Below are 17513 nucleotides of genomic sequence, written 5' to 3' on the forward strand. Positions count from 1 at the left end.
CCGCGCGGACAGCGCGCGGCGGGCCGCCGAGCACGGTCGGCCGGACGCCGCCGACCGTCTCGTGGACGTGCTGTTGTCGGTCGTGGACCGCTAGTTCTCCAGGTCCAGAACGTGCCGGACGGCGCCGGCCTGGATGGTGTCGACGCACACCTGGTAAGCGGTGTAGTCGCTCTCCCAGGGGTCGGGCACGTCCTCGCCGCTGATGTAGAGGTCGACCTTTCCGGCGGCCGGGGTTCCGTCCGTCATGGTCTTGAGTTCGGCGAGGACGACGCGGTCCATGGCCAGCACCGCGTCGGCCCAGTCGAGCATGCGGCGGTTGACCTTGACCGCGCGGTGGTCGCGGATGTCGTACCCGGCGCCCTCGGCGGCACGGATGGCATTGCTGTGCGCCGGGCCGCCGACGTGGCGCTCGCGCAGTCCGGCCGAGCGGACCTCGACCTTCTCTCCGCCGATGTGGGCGAGCACCGCGGCGGCGAGCGGCGAGCGGTTGTGGTTGCCCAGGCAGACCACCAGGATGCGGTGGCGCTTCGGGTGGCGGAACGTCTCGCTCATCTTCGGCTCCTTGGTGTCGGTCATGCGGTGGCCTTGATCGCGTCGGCGAGCGCGGCGACCGTGTAGCGGACGCTGTCGTGGGTCATGGCGGGGTGGAACGGCAGGCCGAGGATTTGGCCGGCGACCTGTTCGGTGACCGGCAACGCCCGGTGCCAGGGCGAGAACGCGGCCTGGGTGTGGTTGGGCGGGTAGTGCACGGCGACGCCGATGCCCTGCTCCCGCAGGTGGCGGAAGACGTCGTCCCGGTGGTGGTCGAGGACCACCACGCAGTTGAACGGCACGGTGTTCACCACGTCCACGTCGACCAGGCGGGCGCCGTCCACGCCGGTCAGTTCGGCCTGGTAGGTACGCCACAGTTGCTGGCGTACGGCGGTGGTCTGCGGGAAGTGCTCCAACTGGGCGAGGCCGATGGCGGCGTTCAGCTGGGACATGTCGAAGCGCATCCCGGGGCCCTGGACCTCGTAGGAGGTCAGGGAGGCTCGGGCGTCCTTGGACTGGACGATGCCGAACAGGCGCAGGCTGCGGAGGGTGTCGGCTTCCTCGCGGGTGCGGGGGACGATCGTGCCGCCCTGGCCGGTGGTGAGGTTCTTGATCGGGTCGTGCGAGAAGCAGGTCAGCACGGCGGGGTCGGCGCCGACCATGGTTCCGTCCGGGTGACGGGAGCCGAAGGCGTGGGCGGCATCTTCGATGATCTGGATGCCCCGGGCGGCCAGGTGGTCGTGGATCGGGGTGAGGTCCACGGCCCGGCCGCCGTACAGCACGGGCATGACGGCCCGGGTGTTCGGGGTGAGGGCTTCCAGCACGGTGTCCGGGGTGACGGCCAGCGTGCGGGGGTCGATCTCGGCGAAGCGGGGTGCGGCGCCGGTCCAGGTGACGGCCTGGACGCTCGCGCAGAAGGTGAGGGAGGGGAGGACGACGTCGTCGCCGGGGCCGATGCCGATCGACCGCAGAGCGAGGTGGAGTGCCGTGGTGCCGGAGTTCACGGCGACGCTGTCGGTGACGCCGAGCAGGTCGGCGACGCCGGCCTCGAACTGCTCGGTGGCCGGGCCGTGGCCCCACTGGCCGCTGGGGAGGACGGCGGCCAGTGCGGCGGCTTCGGTGCCGTGCAGCAGCGGCGCGGCGTTGCGTTCGACGCCCGGGGGCCGCGTGATGGTCGGGGTCAAGTCGGGGTGCTCCTTCGTCAGGGCGTGCCGGGGACGGCACGGGGCTCGGTGGACATCACGGCGACGTACTTGGTGAGGAAGGCGCCGCTGCGGTAGGTGAGCCGCCGGTGGTCGACGGGTTGCTGGAAGAGGCCGTTGACCGTCTGCCGGACCAGATCGGCTCCGGCTTCCTCGGAGAGGAGAAATCCGGCGGCGAGCCGGGCGTTGATCTCGGTGATGACCACGCGCGGGTCGGCGCCTTCGGTGATGAAGCCCTGGACGTCCACCGGGCCGACGGCACCGACCGCCCGGATCGCCTCGGTGACCCGCTTGGTGGCCTCCGGGTCGTCGATCGTGACGGCGACCATCGACATGCCGGCCTGGACCATCAGGCGCCGTCGCAGGATCGCGGAGGTGCGGCTGTTGCGGTCCGTCAGACAGTCGGCGGAGAACTCGACGCCCACAATGCGCTGCTGGACGATCGGGTCGGGAACCAGCTCGCACAGCACGCGGGCCTGTTCGTGGGTCCGGCAGAAGTGCACGTTCTTGGAGCCCTGGCCCCGGCGCGGCTTGACAACCAGCTCGGTGTCCTCGGGGACCTGGTCGATCCGGTCGGGCAGCCAGGTCTGCGGGGTGGGCACCCTCGCGCCCCGCATCGCCTGGTGGAACTCCCACTTGTCGCCCGCAGTGGTGACGGTGGCCGCGGGCGGCAGCCAGGTCCGCACGCCGGCGCGCTCCAGGTGGCCGCGCAGGTGGACCAGCTGCGGCAGCTCGTTCTCGACGCAGCAGATCAGGGCTTCCGGCTTGAGGTCGTGCACCAGCTCCATCAGGTCCGCGGCGAACAGGGGGCTGTCGGCGCGGGCGACGGTGCGGGCGATGATGCCGGGGACGAGCAGGCCCGGCGCGAGGGGGTTGGAGTCGGTGCCGATGACCTCGTGGCCGTTCGTGAGGAGGGCGAGCGCGAGGTCGAGGCCGGGGGCTCCGCCGACGCCGGTCACCAGGATGCGACGGGGCTCCGTCGTGCCGGAGGTCTTCACGTCGCGGCCCTTCACGCGGCGGCCCGCGCTGTGGCGGGGGTCTGCCACCAGTCCGGGTTGCGGCGGTACCAGTCGACGGTCTCGGCGATGCCGGCTGCCAGGTCCTGCTGGGGCTGGTAGCCGAGTTGGGCGAGCTTGCTCCAGTCCATGGAGTAGCGGATGTCGTTGGCGGCCCGGTCGGGCACGTAGGTGACCTGGTTCCAGGTGACACCGGTCTCGCGCAGGAGCATGCCGGTCAGCTCGATGGTGGTCAGGTCGGTACCGCCGCCGATGTTGTAGGCCTGGCCGGGGATGCCCTTGTGGAGGACCAGTTCCACTCCGGCGCAGTTGTCGGTGACGTGCAGCCAGTTGCGGACGTGCTCGCCGTTGCCGTGGACGGTGACCTTCTCGCCGGCCAGCAGCCTGGTGACGAACAGGGGGATCAGCTTCTCCGGGTACTGGCGGGGCCCGTAGTTGTTTGAGGAGCGGGTCACGCACACCGGCACGCCGTAGCTGGAGTGGTAGGCCAGGGCGATCATGTCGGAGGCGGCCTTGGACGCCGAGTACGGCACGGTGGGGTTCAGCGGGTCGGTCTCGAAGGCCGTGCCGGTGGGCAGGGAGCCGTACACCTCGTCGGTCGAGATGTGGACGAACTTGCGGGTGCCGATGCGGCGGGCGGAGTCGAGGAGCGTCTGGGTGCCGAGCACGTTGGTGGAGACGAAGTTCCCGGCGTCGGTGAGGGAGCGGTCGACGTGGGACTCGGCGGCGAAGTGGACCACGGCGTCGTGGGCCTCCATCAGGGCGTCGACCAGGGTGCGGTTGAGGATGCTGCCCTGGACGAAGGTGAACTTCTTGGAGTCGGTGATGCCGTCGAGGTTGCCGAGGTTGCCCGCGTAGGTGAGGGCGTCCAGGACGGTCACCTTGGCGACGTCGTCGGCGTCGATGAGGCGGCGGGCGAAGTGCGATCCGATGAAGCCGGCGCCGCCGGTGATGAGGATGTTCTCCATGAGAGCCACCGATTCTGGGTGAGGTGTGGTGGAGGTTCAGCCGGTGCGGGCGGGCAGCAGCTTGCGGTTCAGCGCCTCGGCGAGGCTCAGGCTGTTGTCCGCGACGACGGAGGCGGGCTCGGGCGGCCATTCGATGGCGAGGTCCGCGTCGAGCGGGTCGATCGTCAGGAACTGCTCGGGACGGTGCAGCTCGCTGAGCAGGTAGGTGACGCTGGAGCGGTCCGCGAGGGCGAAGGTGGCGTGTCCGACGCCGGGCGGCACGTACAGCGCGGTACGCCGCTCGGCGTCGAGGTGTTCCAGGTGCCAAGTGCCGAAGGTGGCCGATCCGGTACGCAGGTCCACCAGGGCGTCGAGGACCGACCCGTTGGTGCAGGTGACGTACTTGGCGTGGTCGGCGGTGGCGACGCTGATGCCACGGAGCGCGCCGAGGCGGGAGGCGACGGTGTTGGCCTGGGCCACGCTGAACGTCTGGCCGGTGGCCGCACGGAACGCGTCCTCCCGGTAGAACTCCTGGAGTGCACCGCGGACGTCGTGGTGGGTGTTCGATTCGAAGGCGAACGCCCCGGGGACGGCGAGTGGGCGGGCCCTCACCGGTGGCCGTCCTCGATGAGCCGGTCCGGTGCGCTGACGGGAACGGCACCTTCGAGGCGGGTCGCGGTGTGGTGGACCAGCAGTCCGAGCATGCCGAGGATGGCGACGTGGAGCGCCGCCCAGGACGCGGTGAGGAACGCCCCGAGACGGTCGCGGTCGGCGGGGGCAGCGCGCACGGGACCACCGGCTCCGCTGACCGGGGTGATGCCGCCAGGCGCGGGAAGCGCCGGGTCGATAAGCCGGCGCCGTCCCAGGCGCTGCTTGGGCAGGGCCACTTCGGCCCAGACCCGCTTGCCCCGTGTCGTGCGTTCGGTGCCGTAGCGCGTCGCCAGCTCCTGGATCAGGAACATCCCCCGGCCGTCCTCCGCGTCATGGCCGCTCTCCCTGGTCTGAGGAAGCACCGGGGAGCCGTCGTAGACCGCGATCAGCGCTCGGTCCCTCATCGGGTTCACGAGCACGCCCACGGCCAGCTCCGCGCCGTCGGTGTGGCAGACGGCGTTGGTGACCAGCTCGGAGGTGACGACGATGACCGCCGTCGTGGAGTCCGAGTCCAGCTGGACACGCCAGCGAGCCAGCAGTTCGGCCACCTTGTTGCGGGTGAACGGCACCGATGCCGGTTCTCGGGCGATGGAGAAGGCGGCGGCGAATACGCGCATGGTGAGGAAACCCTTCGGGGGCAGGGTTGCACGGGATGCGTCAACCGGGCGGGGACGGGGAAGACCTAGGACTTCGCCCGGGCTGCCCCGCTTGCTGGTAGACAGTCAACTCCGCTAAATGCGAAGCACGCTGGTGCCACCGAGGGGGCCATTTCTGCGCGGGGGCCGCTTAGGGGGGCCAGGTTCGGGCACTGGACAGTCAGATGCGCAGGGGGCAGGCATGATGGCACCGGACGGCATCGGGGTACTGCTGCGGGAGCGCCGCGAAGCCACCGGCCGTTCCCGCGAAGAACAAGCCCTGTTCCTGGAACAGTTCCAGGCCGGGGAACCGTTCGACGCGGGGAACTTGAAGCGGTGGGAGAAGGAGAAACGGCTTCCGACTCCCCGGTGGTACCAGCTGCTGGCCGAAGGCTACGAGCTGACGGTCCAGGAGATCGTCCGGGCAGTGGTCGCCTCCAGGCGCTGGCGCAGGGCAACCCGTCATGCTGACGGCGTTGACGGAGAGGAGGAGACAGCGGTGAAGAGGCGGAGCTTTCTCAGCGCGGCAGCACTGGCGACGGGATTCGCGACGGTTCCGGGCATCGCCGAAGCGCGCGCAGGTATCAACGCAGGACTCTCCGGCTCCGACGTCGGCGACCTCGGCTATCTCGACGGAGCCTTCGAGCGGCACCGCGGCGGCTACCACGGGCGCCCGCCGCTTGTCGTCCTCGGCCAGATGAAGGCCGATCTCGACCTCCTGCGCGACGTGCTGGGTCGTCCGCACCCGGCCCACACCCGCACCGACCTCGCGCGTACGGCGGCCGGCATCACCGGGCTGGTCGCGATCATCCAGCACGACCGCGGCGATCAGCGCGACGCGCACGGCTGGTTCGCCACCGCCGAACAGGCCGCCCGAGAGTCCGGTGACAAGCAGATGCTCGCCTGGGTACTCGCCCGCCATGCCATGGTCCCGCTGAACTACGGCGCCGCGAACGCCGCGGCCAGCCTCGCCGCCCGTGCGCGGGCCGAGAGCGGCGAATCCCCGACCGCCTCGGCAGCCCTGGCCGCCGCCGTCACCGCCCGCGCCCTCGCCTCAGCCGGTGATCATCAGGGCGCCCTGCGAGCCGTCGCTGACGCCCGCAACATCGCCGAACACCTGGATGGGGCCCAAACCGCCGACACCTGGTTCGGCTACCCGAGGCAGAAGCACCACGTGCACCTGAGCCAGGCCTTCACGCTCATGGGCCGCACCCGTGACGCTTACGCCGAGCAGGAGGCCGCGCTCGCACTCACCCGGTCCCCGTCGATCATGACCAGGGCCCTCCTGGAAATGGACGCCGCCGCCTGCCTTCGTACGGACGGCGACCTCACCGGCGCCGTGGACAAGGCCGTCAGCATCTGGGAAAAGCTTCCCCCCGCATACCGCGGCGGACTGATCCGCACTCGTGCCGAAGCCCTGCACCAGTCCCTGCCCGGGGCAGTACATGACCGCCTCGGGGAAGCACTGGCCACGCCGTAGCACCCGTCTGCAACAGCTTCAATCGAAACTTCAGCCACGGTGATCGGTTGACGAGGCGGTGTGAAGCGCGCTTCGGGCTCGCTGGCCCGGGGCGCGCTGGGGTGCGCGCGCTCGCGCCGCCCGAATGGGTGATCAAGGAAGGAGTTTGACGGGGAGTTACGGCCATTACGGTGAAGATTGCGATGCCGGGTGCTTGGAAAGGTGCTCGGCGCTTGAGCAAAAGAGTTACCCCGGCGGTGCGCCAACACCCCGGGGTTCGGCACCAGGAGAGAAGAGCTCCAAGATGCAGATTCATCGTATCCCTCGGCATGCTCCCGGGTACACGATCCTGGACAACGGGCATGTCATCCGTAAGCACTCGCTGAGTTGGGCGGCGCGGGGGCTTCTCAGCTACCTGCTCAGCCTGCCGGACGGCGCACGCGAAGACGTGCGGACGCTCGCCGCCAAGAGTGTGGAGGGGCGGACGACCGTCGCGCGGGCACTCAGGGAGTTGGAGGCGGCCGGGCACTACGTGCGGCGGACGCAGCGGGACCCGCAGACCGGGCAGGTGCGGACGGTTGTCTCGGTGCACGAGGTGCCGGTGACGGGCAAAGCAGTGCACACGGTGCCGCCGCTTCCCGCACCCCCGGCCGCCGGTGTCCCAGCTCCAGGCACGCCAGGCGACGGGAAGGCGGGAAGCCCGTCCAAGGAAGTGGAAGCCAAGGATGTGGAAGAGCCTTCCGTCCGTCCTTCCGAGAAGGTGACGGCGGGCATGGCGCTGCTGCTCGAACTCGGCCGCCGGGAGCCGAAGATGGCCCTGGCGGGGAAGCCGCTGTGCGACCAGGCCGCGCGGGTGGAGGGGCTGCTGGCGGGCGGGTGGACGCGGGAGGCGCTGACCGGGATTCTGTCCGCGCCGCTGCCGGAGAGGGTCACGCACAGCGTGGGGGCGGTTCTGGCAGGTCGGTTGGCGAAGGTACCGGCCGTCCCCGACGGGGCGAGAGGTACGGCAGACGGGCCGCGCCGACACGAGTGCCCCGGGCGGGGCGGGATGTGCGGGCGGCCCGTGGCGGCAGCCGGGCAGGTGTGCGGGGTGTGCCGTTAGCGCTCCGGCGGGCGGAAGGTGACCGGGGCGTCGAAGGCGGCGCGGCGGGTCGTCCGGCGCAGGGCGCGCAGGACGGGGGTGCCGAGGGTGAGGCACAGGACGACGGTCAGGGCGGCCCGGGGGAGGTCCCAACCGAGGGAGGTGGTCAGGCAGTAGGCGGCGAAGCGGACCAGGTTCGCGGGCAGCGGGTCGCCGGGGACGAAGGAGATGGAGCCGGCCAGGCCGCCGATGTACGGCCAGCCCTGGAGGTTCATGATCGTGCCGTACAGCAGGGACGCGGTGGCCCCGTACCCCGCCAGCAGCACGAGTTCGCGGCGGCCGCGGAGCGTCGCGGCGCCCGGCAGCAGCCCGGCCCCCAGGCAGACCCAGCCCATGGCGAGCATCTGGAACGGCAGCCACGGCCCGACGCCGCCGGTCAGCAGCGCGGAGGCGAACATCGACAGTGAGCCGAGCACGAAGCCGAAGCCGGGGCCGAGCACCCGCCCGGACAGCACCATCAGGAAGAACATCGGCTCCAGCCCCGCCGTCCCCGCGCCGAGCGGCCGCAGCGCCGCGCCCGCCGCGGCCAGTACGCCCAGCAGGGCCACGGACTTGGCGTCCAGGCCGGGTGCGCCGCCGCCCGCCGAGCGGCCCTCGGAGATCTGGGCGATGACGACGGCGAGCAGGAGCGGCAGCAGCAGCGCGAACAGCCACGGCGCGTCCGTGGAGTGGCCGACCAGCGCCGACTCGGTGGAGGCGAGCAGCGGCCAGCCGAAGGCGGCGACGCCGACGAAGGAGACCGACAGCAGCGCCGCGATCGACCGGCGGCCCAGCGGGACGGGACGACTGCTCATGCGTCCAGCGCCTCCGCGACCTGGTGCACGGTGAGCCACGGCCCGGGCGCCAGCACCTTGGCGACCTGCGGGGCGAAGGTCGGGGAGGAGACCACCACCTCCGCCGTCGGTCCGTCCGCGACGATCTCGCCCTCGGCCAGGATCACCGTGCGGTGGGCGAGTTCGGCGGCCAGCTCGACGTCGTGGGTGGCGAGCAGCACGGCGTGGTCCTCGGCTGCCAGGCCGCGCAGGATCTCCACCAGCCGGGCCTTGGCGGCGTAGTCGAGGCCGCGGGTCGGCTCGTCCAGGAGCAGCAGCGGGGGCCGGGCGGTGAGCACGACGGCGAGGGCGAGGGTGAGCCGCTGGCCCTCGGAGAGGTCGCGCGGGTGGGCGTCGTCGGCGATGCCGGGCAGCAGGCGCTCGACCAGCGCGCGACACGTACCGGCGGCGGCACCCGCGTCGGTGTCGGCCGCGGCGCACTCGGCGGCGACCGACTCGCCGTACAGCAGGTCGCGCGGGTCCTGCGGGACGAGGCCGACCTCGCGGATCAGCTCGGCGGGCCGGGTGCGGTGCGGGGTGCGGCCGCCGACCCTGACGCTGCCGGAGGCGGGGGCGTGCAGGCCGACCAGGCTGCCCAGCAGGGTGGACTTGCCGGCGCCGTTGCGGCCCATCAGGGCGGTGATCTCGCCGGGGTGGAGCGCGAGGTCCACGCCGCGCAGCGCCGGGACGGGGCCGCGCCGCACGGCGAGGCGGTCGGTGGCGGCGATCGGCTCGGCGCGCCTGGCAACGGCGGCGGTCGGCGCCCGGCCGTCCAGTTCGGCGCGCAGCGCGGCGGCCTTGCGGCGCGCGTCGCGGACCGAGAGCGGCAGCGGCCGCCAGCCCGCGAGCCGGCCGAGGCCGACCACCGGCGGGTGCACCGGGGAGTGGGCCATCACCTCGGCGGGCTCGCCGAGGACGGGCGGGGCGTCGGGGGTGAGCAGCAGCACCTGGTCGGCGTACTGGACGACGCGCTCCAGCCGGTGCTCGGCCAGCAGCACGGTGGTGCCGAGGTCGTGCACCAGCCGCTGGAGGACGGCCAGCACCTCCTCGGCCGCGCCCGGGTCGAGCGCCGAGGTGGGCTCGTCCAGGACCAGCACGCGCGGGTGCACGGTGAGGACGGAGCCGATCGCGACGCGCTGCTGCTGGCCGCCGGAGAGGGAGGCCAACGAACGGTCGCGCAGGTCGGCGAGGCCGAGCAGGTCGAGGGTCTCCTCGACCCGGCGGCGCATCACGTCGCCCGGCAGGCCCAGGGACTCCATGCCGTAGGCGAGTTCGTCCTCGACCGTGTCGGTGACGAAGTGCGCCGGCGGGTCCTGCCCCACCGTGCCGACCAGGTCGGCGAGTTCGCGCGGCCGGTGCTCGCGGGTGTCCCGGCCGCCGACGGTGACCCGGCCGTGCAGCACCCCGCCGGTGAAGTGCGGCACCAGGCCGCTGACCGTCCCCAGCAGGGTGGACTTGCCGGAGCCGGACGGGCCCACCAGCAGGCAGAGTTCGCCCTCGGGGACGGTGAGGTCGACGCCGTTCAGGACGGGTGCGGCGGCGTCCGCGTACCGGACGGAGACCTGCTCGAAGGTGATCACGATGCCCTCCGGGGCGGGGTCGGGGCGGCGAACGCCGGTACCAGGCCGAGCAGGACGGTCAGCACGGCGGCCAGCGGCAGCGCGGGGACGGTCGGCGGGACGACGGTGGGGGCGAAGGCAGCCGGGTCCTGCGCGGCCAGGTAGGTGGTGAGGGCCGCCACGGCCGCCCCGGAGCCGGCGGTCAGCCACTCGGGGAGCGCCCAGGGGTCGGGCCGGTAGCGGCTCCTGACGGACCGCCTGCTGCCGAGGAGCAGTCCGGCGGAGGCGGCGGCCAGGCCGAGCAGCAGGACGGGCAGCGCCCAGCCCGCGCCACCGGCCGTCAGCAGCCCGTACGCGGCCAGGCAGACTCCGAGCAGTCCGGCCAGGGTGAGCGCGGCCGTCGCCCGGGCGAGCCGGTGCGGGACGTCGGCGGTGCGGCCGAAGCCCCGGGTGTCCATCGCGGCGGCCAGCGCGATGGACCGCTCCAACGCGCCCTCCAGCACCGGGAGTCCGACGCTCAGCACGGCCGCGACGCCCTTGTCGGTGCGGCCGCGCAGGCGCCGTGCGGCGCGCAGCCGGCGGACGTCCGCGATCAGGTTCGGCGCGAAGGTCATCGCCACCACCACCGCCACGCCCGCCTCGTAGAGCGCGCCGGGCAGGGCGCGCAACAGGCGGGCCGGGCTGGCCAGGGAGTTGGCGGCGCCGACGCAGATCAGCAGGGTGGCCAGCCGCAGCCCGTCGTACAGCGCCGCGAGCAGCCCCTCGGCGGTGACCCGGCCGCCGATCCGCACGCCCTGCGCCCAGGCGGGCAGCGGGACTTCGGGCAGCGTGAACAGCACATGGGTGCCGGGGACGGGCGAGCCGAGGAACACCGCGAACACCAGGCGGATGCCGAGCACCAGCAGGCCCAGCCGCAGGAACGCCCCGTACGAGCGCGACCAGGGCGCATCGCCGCGCCGGGCCGCGACCACGTACCCGGCGACGGCGACGAGCAGCAGCAGGATCGCCGGGTTGGTGGTGCGGGTGGCCGCCGCTCCGAGCCCGAGCGCCCACAACCACCAGGCCCCGGGATGCAGTTGACGGGGGCCGACGGGCGGCCGGGTGCTACGGGCGGTGCTGCTCACGGTTGGTCGTCCAGGGGTGGGGGATCAGGAGTGACGGCGGCGGCGGGCCTGCCAGACGGCGCCGCCGGCGAGGACGGCGACGAGCGCGCCACCGGCGATCAGCCCGACGTCCGGGCCGCTGCCGCGGTCGTCCGGCGTGGCACCGGTGCCCGGCTGGGCGGCGCCGGCCGCGCCGACCTGGTCGCCGCAGCCCGCCTTCGGGTACCCGGCGATGGCGCACAGCAGCCCGTTGGTGTCGTAGCGCAGCGGCGGGGCGACGGCGGCCAGCACCTCGGCCGAGGTGGCGCGGGGCGTGACACCGGCACAGGCGGTCCGCTGCCCGGGCACCGGGGCGGTGGGCGAACCGGCGTCCTCGGCGGTCCCGAAGTCCAGCACGACGGCCACCCGCTTGCGTCCCTCCTGCGCGGGAGTGTCCGCGCAGATCTCGGCGAAGCTCCCGGCCGTCCGGGGCTTCGCGGCGTCCTGCCCGCCGTCCGGGCTCAGCGCGAACCGCCACCCGTCCACCGCCCCGTCCGGCGGCACCGCGACGGCGGGCCCCTGCTGCTGGTACGTCCAGCGCCCGTCCTCGGTGCCGCGCCAGAACGACCAGTACCGGTACCCGGCGGCCTGCGCCGGCGCGGCGGATGCGAGCAGCAGCACCGCCCCGAGGAGGGGGAGGAGCAGTGCGGCGAGGGACCGGGTCCGCCCGGCCCGGGTGCGGTCGGCCGCGGCGGGGCCCGGGCCGCCCGGGGCGGGGTGGGGTGCGGGGCGCATCAGAGGTGCGCGTTGCGCTTGCGCTGGAAGCTGAGCAGGAGGCCGCCGCCGACGCCGATGAGCAGGCCGACGCCGATGAACCAGTACTGGCCGATGCCGTCGTCCTTCTTCTCCGCCTTCTCCGCCGGGGCGGACGCCTTGGCGGTGGGGGCCTCGGTGGCCTTGGGCGCCGGACCGAGGGCGGTGAGCTGCCCGGTCAGGGCGGCGGTGTCGCGGTGGGCGGCCTGGGAGACCAGCAGGAGGGTGGCGGTGGCGCCGGCGTCGGTACCGCCCTTGGTCCAGGTGGTGCCCTCCTTGGCGAGCCAGTCGACGGCGCCGGCGGCCTGCTGGGGGTGGCCGCTCTGGGTGAGGGCGAGGGCGGCCCAGGCCGTGGCGGTGTAGTCGGGGGCGGGGGCGGCGCCCGGGGTGGTGAGGCTGAGGTGGCCGCCGCCCGCCGCGAGCTGGGCGGTGAGGTAGGCGCCGACGGCCTCGCCGGAGTCAGCGTGCGGAACCGGGGCCGGGGCGGCCGCGGCGTCGCAGGCGAGGGCCTTGGGCGCGGCGTCGGCGTGCACCGAGGTGGCGACCGGCAGGTGGCCGCCGCCGGCGGCGAGCGCGGCCTGGCCGCCGGCCAGGGCGTTCGGGGTGAGGGCGCCGCCGGCCGGGTCGGTCTGGTAGGCGAAGGCGCCGCGCTGGTCGGCGGGGGCGGCGCAGCCGAGCTGGAACAGGGCGAGCCCGTCGAAGGCGGACTTGCCGGCCTTGGCGACGCCCGCCGGGTCGGTCCTGGCGGCGAACAGCGCGTTGACGGCGAGGCCGGTGGAGTTGGCGTCGCCCGGGTTGCCCGGGTTGTAGGCCCAGCTGCCGTCGGCGTTCTGGTTGGCCTTGAGCCAGGCGACGCCCTTGTCGACGGCCTCCTGGTGCCCGCCGAGGGCGACCAGGGCCTGGATGGCGACGGCGGTGGCGTTGCTGTCCTCGAACTTGGCGTCGCAGGCGGCGCCGGCGGCCCGGTAGGAGGGCCAGCCGCCGTCCTCGCACTGCTGGCCGGTGAGCCAGCCGACCGCGGAGTCGGCCGGGGTGACCTTGCCCGCCGTCAACGCGGTGAGCGCGAGGGACTGCCGCCAGACGCCGTCGTACGTCGGGTCGCTCTTGCCGTACAGGCCGTCCGGGATGGTGGGCGTGGGGACCTCGGCGAGGGCCGGGCCGGCGGCGAGGCCGGTGAGCAGTGCGGCGGACAGGGCGGCGGCGCCCAGGCGGGCGGCGGTCAGCATGGTGCGGGTGTGCCTTTCGGTGAGCGGTGGTGGCCCGGGCGGGGCCGTTCCGTAGTCCTCGACGGTGCCGGGCGCGTGCGTCCGGACTGGCCGCTCGCCCCTCCCCGGGCGCTCCGACTCGCCCGGCGGCCGGGTGCGGCGCCGGACTCACGGCTGCGGGGTCAGCGCCGGATTCGCACCGGCTTTCCCCGGGGGAGGAACGGGATGGAGTTGTGCTGCCCGTCGACTCTAGCCGCCGGAGCGCGCCGGGCGGCCCGGCCGCGGCAGGAACAGGTTCCAGTCGGCGGCGTCCCGGGGCAGGGCGGGCGGCCGGTTCACGGCAGGGTGAGCAGCCGGGCCGCGGTGTGCAGGTCGGCCCGGACCTCGGCGATCGAGGCGCGGCCGGAGAGCCAGGCGACGAGTGCCGAGTGCCAGGTGTGCTCGATCACCCGCACGGCCGCGCGCTGGCTCTCGGTGGGCGGCCCGGACTGGCCGATGGCGTCCAGGATGAGCTGTCCGGTGGCCGCGCTGACCTGGTCCACCTCGGCCCCGACCGAACGGTCCGCGAAGGACAGCGCCCGGACCATCGCCTCGGCCAGCAGCGGCTCACGCTGCAGCGCGTGGAAGGCCCGGGTGAGGGTGTCGGCGACCCGCAGCGCCGGTTCGACGTCGGTCGGCGGGTGCCGCCGGATGTGTTCGTGGAGGCCCTGCAGCTGCTCCAGCATCACCGCCACCAGCAGGTGCACCTTGGACGGGAAGTACCGGTAGAGCGTGCCGAGGGCGACCTGCGCGCTCTCCGCGACCTCCCGCATCTGCACCGCCTCGTACCCGCCCCGCACCGCCAGCGCGGTGGCGGCCCGCAGGATGCGCCGGCGCCGCTCGGCCTGGCGAGCGGTCAGCGGCGGCTCGCCCGGAGGCGGAACCGGCGGCAGGGGAGAGGGAGAGGCTGACGGTGAGGGCGGCGGCAAGGGGGCTCCCGGGCGGGCGCGAGTGGCGGTGTGCTCCACGTGGTCGGCAGGGTTCGGCGTGGCGGGAATCACCAGCCCTGGCTCCTGAGGAAAAGCTACGGGCCGGTATCTTCGAGGTCTCTCATTGTTCACGCGTTCGATGACGAGTTCCACAGCCACTGAAACCTGATCTACTTTAGCGACCGGACGCACGACCGGCAGCACCGAGAGCAGCTAGAGAAGAGGGCCCAGGATGACCGCGCAGCCGCTGCGGATTGCCCTGCTGTCGTACCGCGGGGACCCCTTCTGCGGCGGTCAGGGCGTGTACGTGCGACACCTCTCGCGCGAGCTGGCCAGGCTCGGCCACCACGTGGACGTGATCGGCGCCCAGCCCTACCCGGTGCTCGACGAGGTCGACGGCCCCGGCTCGGTGCGCCTGGTCGAGCTGCCCAGCCTGGACCTCTACCGCGCCGACGACCCCTTCCGCACCCCGGCCCGCGACGAGTTCCGCGGTCCGGTGGACGTGCTGGAGTTCGCCACCATGCGCACCGGCGGCTTCCCCGAGCCGCTCACCTTCTCGCTGCGCGCCCGGCAGTACCTGGCCGCCCACAAGGGCCGCTACGACGTGGTGCACGACAACCAGACCCTCGGCTACGGCCTGCTCGGCCTGGCCCGGCACGGCTTCCCGCTGGTCACCACCATCCACCACCCGATCACCGTGGACCGGCAGCTGGAGCTGGACGCCGCCACCACCCGGGTCAAGCGGCTCTCGCTGCGCCGCTGGTACGCCTTCACCCGGATGCAGCGCCGGGTCGCCGCCCGGCTGGACCACGTGATCACCGTCTCCGGCACCTCGCGGCGCGAGATCGCCGAGCACCTGGGCGTCGCGCCGGGCGCGATCTCGGTGGTGCCGATCGGCGCCGACACCCGGCTCTGGTCGCCCTCGGAGGAGATCGAGCGGGTCCCCGGCCGGATCGTCACCACCTCCAGCGCGGACGTCCCGCTGAAGGGCCTGGTCTTCCTGGTCGAGGCGCTGGCCAAGGTCCGCACCGAGCGGGACGCCCACCTGGTGGTGGTCGGCAAGCCGCAGAAGGAGGACGGGCCGGTGGCCGAGGCGGTGCGCCGCTTCGGGCTGGCCGAGCACATCGAGTTCCGCAGCGGGCTGACCGACCGGGAGCTGGTCGACCTCTACCGCTCGGCCGAGGTGGCCTGTGTCCCCTCGCTGTACGAGGGCTTCTCGCTGCCCGCCGCCGAGGCGATGGCCACCGGCACCCCGCTGGTCGCCACCACCGGCGGGGCGATCCCGGAGGTGGCCGGGCCCGACGGGGAGACCTGCCTGGCGGTGCCGCCGGGGGAGGCGGACACGCTGGCCGGCGCGCTCGGCCGGCTGCTGGACGACCCGGAGCTGCGGGCCGGGCTCGGCGCGGCCGGACGGGAGCGGGTACTGGCCCGCTTCACCTGGGAACGGGCTGCCGAACTGACCGCCGAGGCCTACCGCGCGGCGATCGCCACCGGCGCCGGCGCCCGGGCCCGCTCGGGGCCGGGCTGGCGGTACGTGGCCTGAGCGGTGCGTGCCCGAGCGGTGCGCTCCCGGGCGGAAGCGCCCCGAGCAACGGACTGAGTGGTCTGACGAAGCGTCATGAACGCTTGGCAGCAATAGGAATGGGAGTCCAGCAGTGCTGACCGTCGATTTCTCGCGCTTCCCGCTCGCCCCCGGCGACCGGGTGCTCGACCTGGGCTGCGGCGGGGGCCGGCACGCGTTCGAGTGCTACCGCCGCGGCGCCAACGTGATCGCCCTCGACCAGAACGCCGAGGAGATCGCCGAGGTCGGGAAGTGGTTCGCGGCGATGGAGCAGGCCGGTGAGGCCCCCGAGGGCGCGTCGGCGGTCGCGATGGAGGGCAACGCGCTGGCGCTGCCGTTCGAGGACGAGTACTTCGACAAGATCATCATCTCCGAGGTGATGGAGCACATCCCGGACGACAAGGGCGTGCTCAACGAGATGTTCCGGGTCCTCAAGCCGGGCGGCCTGCTCGCCGTCACGGTGCCCCGCTGGCTGCCGGAGAAGATCTGCTGGGCGCTGTCCGACGAGTACCACGAGGTCGAGGGCGGCCACATCCGGATCTACCGGGGCGACGAGCTGCTCGGCAAGCTCAAGGACGCCGGCCTGGAGCCGTACGGCACCCACCACGCGCACGCGCTGCACTCGCCGTACTGGTGGATCAAGTGCGCGGTCGGCGTCGACAACGACAAGGCGCTGCCGGTCAAGGCGTACCACCAGCTGCTGGTCTGGGACATCGTCGGCACCCCGGTGATCAGCCGCCTCACCAAGGCCGCCGAGCGCGCGCTCAACCCGGTGATCGGCAAGAGCTTCGTCGCGTACGCCTCCAAGCCCAACCGCGCCGAGCCCCAGCGGGCACAGGCATGACCGCCGCCGTCCCCGAGGTGCTGCTGCTCGACGGGGTGCTCGACGCCGAGCAGGCCGCCGACACCGTGCGCAGCATCCTGGCCGAGCAGCGCCCCGACGGCTCCATACCCTGGTTCGCCGGCCACCACCTCGACCCCTGGGACCACACCGAGGCCGCGATGGCCCTCGACACGGCCGGCGAGCACGCCGCCGCGGAGGCCGCCTACCGCTGGCTCGCCGCCGCCCAGAACCCGGACGGCTCCTGGTACGCCGGCTACACCGACGGCGTGGTCACCGACCGGGCCAAGGAGAGCAACTTCTGCGCGTACATCGCGGTCGGGGTCTGGCACCACCACCTCAGCACCGGCGACGACACCTTCCTGGAGTGGATCTGGCCGGTCGCCCGGCGCGCCCTCGACTTCATCGTCGGGCTGCGGCTGCCCGGGGGCCCGATCGCCTGGCGCGTCGACGAGGACGGCACCGCCACCGACGAGGCGCTGCTCACCGGCTCGTCCAGCATCCTGCACGCGCTGCGCTGCGGCCTGGCCATCGCCGAGTACCTGGAGGAGCCGCAGCCCGACTGGGAGCTCGCGGCCGGGCAGCTGGGGCACGCCGTCGCCCACCACCCCGAGCGGTTCCTGGACAAGGACCGCTACTCGATGGACTGGTACTACCCGGTGCTCGGCACCGGCCTGCGCGGCGAGGCGGCGCTGGCCCGGATCGAGCGGGACTGGGAGCGCTTCGTCGTCCCCGGCCTCGGCGTGCGCTGCGTCAGCGACCGCCCGTGGGTGACCGGCGGGGAGAGCGCCGAGCTGGCGCTCGCGCTCTGGGCGATCGGCCAGTCCGACCGCGCGGTGGACATCCTGCGCTGGATCCAGAAGCACCTGCGGCACGAGGACGGCTCCTACTGGACCGGGTACGTCTTCGAGGACGACGCGATCTGGCCGGAGGAGCGCACCACCTGGACGGCCGGGGCGCTGCTGCTCGCGGTGGCCGCGCTCGGCGGGGACCCGGCGACGGTCTCGGTCTTCGGCGGTGAGCAACTGCCCGCCGGGCTGGTGGTCCAGGACTGCTGCTGAGCGCAGCGCACATGCAAAAGGGGCGGGAC

General features: G+C 73.5%; 17 protein-coding genes and 1 riboswitch. Of the genes, 5 read left to right on the plus strand and 12 right to left on the minus strand.

What is annotated here, in order from left to right; genetic code table 11:
* Positions 1-90 precede the first annotated feature (90 nt).
* The 6 genes from ACFU7Y_RS21410 to ACFU7Y_RS21435 are packed head-to-tail and all read right to left on the minus strand — an operon-like array spanning position 91 to position 4964.
* The gene (locus tag ACFU7Y_RS21410; protein ID WP_380769298.1) at positions 91-552 is read right to left on the minus strand and encodes a low molecular weight phosphotyrosine protein phosphatase; all 462 of its coding nucleotides are present in this window, start codon (positions 550-552) and stop codon (positions 91-93) included.
* Between the two features lie 20 nt (positions 553-572).
* The gene (locus ACFU7Y_RS21415) at positions 573-1715 is read right to left on the minus strand and encodes a DegT/DnrJ/EryC1/StrS aminotransferase family protein (protein WP_224278156.1); all 1143 of its coding nucleotides are present in this window, start codon (positions 1713-1715) and stop codon (positions 573-575) included.
* A gap of 17 nt (positions 1716-1732) precedes the next feature.
* Positions 1733-2779, minus strand: coding sequence for an ATP-grasp domain-containing protein (locus ACFU7Y_RS21420; RefSeq protein ID WP_224278159.1), 1047 nt, complete (start codon positions 2777-2779; stop codon positions 1733-1735).
* The gene (gene rfbB, locus ACFU7Y_RS21425) at positions 2743-3717 is read right to left on the minus strand and encodes a dTDP-glucose 4,6-dehydratase (protein WP_224278161.1); all 975 of its coding nucleotides are present in this window, start codon (positions 3715-3717) and stop codon (positions 2743-2745) included. Before rfbB ends, ACFU7Y_RS21420 begins: the two co-directional genes overlap by 37 nt.
* Before the next feature lie 36 nt (positions 3718-3753).
* The gene (locus ACFU7Y_RS21430; RefSeq protein WP_224278163.1) at positions 3754-4308 is read right to left on the minus strand and encodes a dTDP-4-dehydrorhamnose 3,5-epimerase family protein; all 555 of its coding nucleotides are present in this window, start codon (positions 4306-4308) and stop codon (positions 3754-3756) included.
* Positions 4305-4964, minus strand: coding sequence for an ATP-binding protein (locus ACFU7Y_RS21435; protein WP_380769301.1), 660 nt, complete (start codon positions 4962-4964; stop codon positions 4305-4307). The genes ACFU7Y_RS21430 and ACFU7Y_RS21435 overlap by 4 nt, the downstream gene beginning before the upstream one ends.
* Before the next feature lie 223 nt (positions 4965-5187).
* On the opposite strand from ACFU7Y_RS21435, the gene ACFU7Y_RS21440 reads away from it, so the two are divergent.
* Together ACFU7Y_RS21440 and ACFU7Y_RS21445 are read left to right on the plus strand one after the other, a co-directional pair.
* On the plus strand, positions 5188-6462 hold the full coding sequence (locus tag ACFU7Y_RS21440; RefSeq protein WP_224278167.1) for a transcriptional regulator: 1275 nt from the start codon (positions 5188-5190) through the stop codon (positions 6460-6462).
* 283 nt (positions 6463-6745) lie between these two features.
* Positions 6746-7543 carry a helix-turn-helix domain-containing protein gene (locus tag ACFU7Y_RS21445; protein WP_380769303.1) on the plus strand — a complete coding sequence of 266 codons (798 nt, stop codon included), beginning with the start codon at positions 6746-6748 and terminating at the stop codon, positions 7541-7543.
* Here the strand turns inward: ACFU7Y_RS21445 and ACFU7Y_RS21450 are convergent.
* The 6 genes from ACFU7Y_RS21450 to ACFU7Y_RS21475 form a co-directional block, all read right to left on the minus strand.
* A complete protein-coding gene (locus ACFU7Y_RS21450; protein ID WP_380769305.1) occupies positions 7540-8376 on the minus strand; it encodes an ECF transporter S component in 837 nt (278 codons plus the stop codon). The genes ACFU7Y_RS21445 and ACFU7Y_RS21450 overlap by 4 nt on opposite strands.
* Positions 8373-9974: an ABC transporter ATP-binding protein gene (locus tag ACFU7Y_RS21455; RefSeq protein ID WP_380769307.1), complete on the minus strand. Its 1602-nt coding sequence runs from the start codon at positions 9972-9974 to the stop codon at positions 8373-8375. The genes ACFU7Y_RS21450 and ACFU7Y_RS21455 overlap by 4 nt, the downstream gene beginning before the upstream one ends.
* Complete coding sequence (locus ACFU7Y_RS21460) at positions 9971-11077, minus strand: CbiQ family ECF transporter T component (RefSeq protein WP_380769309.1); 1107 nt, start codon at positions 11075-11077, stop codon at positions 9971-9973. Before ACFU7Y_RS21460 ends, ACFU7Y_RS21455 begins: the two co-directional genes overlap by 4 nt.
* Positions 11078-11101: 24 nt before the next feature.
* On the minus strand, positions 11102-11830 hold the full coding sequence (locus ACFU7Y_RS21465) for an SCO2322 family protein (RefSeq protein ID WP_380769312.1): 729 nt from the start codon (positions 11828-11830) through the stop codon (positions 11102-11104).
* A complete protein-coding gene (locus ACFU7Y_RS21470; RefSeq protein WP_380769314.1) occupies positions 11830-13074 on the minus strand; it encodes a prenyltransferase/squalene oxidase repeat-containing protein in 1245 nt (414 codons plus the stop codon). The genes ACFU7Y_RS21465 and ACFU7Y_RS21470 overlap by 1 nt, the downstream gene beginning before the upstream one ends.
* A 112-nt stretch (positions 13075-13186) precedes the next feature.
* A riboswitch (cobalamin riboswitch) is annotated at positions 13187-13257 on the minus strand.
* 131 nt (positions 13258-13388) lie between these two features.
* A complete protein-coding gene (locus ACFU7Y_RS21475) occupies positions 13389-13985 on the minus strand; it encodes a TetR family transcriptional regulator (protein WP_224284203.1) in 597 nt (198 codons plus the stop codon).
* Between the two features lie 268 nt (positions 13986-14253).
* Here ACFU7Y_RS21475 and ACFU7Y_RS21480 point away from each other — a divergent pair, with 268 nt between their 5' ends.
* The 3 genes from ACFU7Y_RS21480 (at position 14254) to ACFU7Y_RS21490 (ending at position 17484) form a co-directional block, all read left to right on the plus strand.
* Positions 14254-15564 carry a glycosyltransferase family 4 protein gene (locus ACFU7Y_RS21480; RefSeq protein WP_224284200.1) on the plus strand — a complete coding sequence of 437 codons (1311 nt, stop codon included), beginning with the start codon at positions 14254-14256 and terminating at the stop codon, positions 15562-15564.
* Between the two features lie 112 nt (positions 15565-15676).
* Positions 15677-16426: a class I SAM-dependent methyltransferase gene (locus ACFU7Y_RS21485; RefSeq protein ID WP_224284201.1), complete on the plus strand. Its 750-nt coding sequence runs from the start codon at positions 15677-15679 to the stop codon at positions 16424-16426.
* Positions 16423-17484 (plus strand): prenyltransferase, encoded by a 1062-nt coding sequence (locus tag ACFU7Y_RS21490; RefSeq protein ID WP_224284202.1) that lies wholly within the window; start codon positions 16423-16425, stop codon positions 17482-17484. Before ACFU7Y_RS21485 ends, ACFU7Y_RS21490 begins: the two co-directional genes overlap by 4 nt.
* Positions 17485-17513: the final 29 nt, after the last annotated feature.

Source organism: Kitasatospora sp. NPDC057542, from assembly GCF_042801945.1.
GTDB lineage: Bacteria > Actinomycetota > Actinomycetes > Streptomycetales > Streptomycetaceae > Kitasatospora.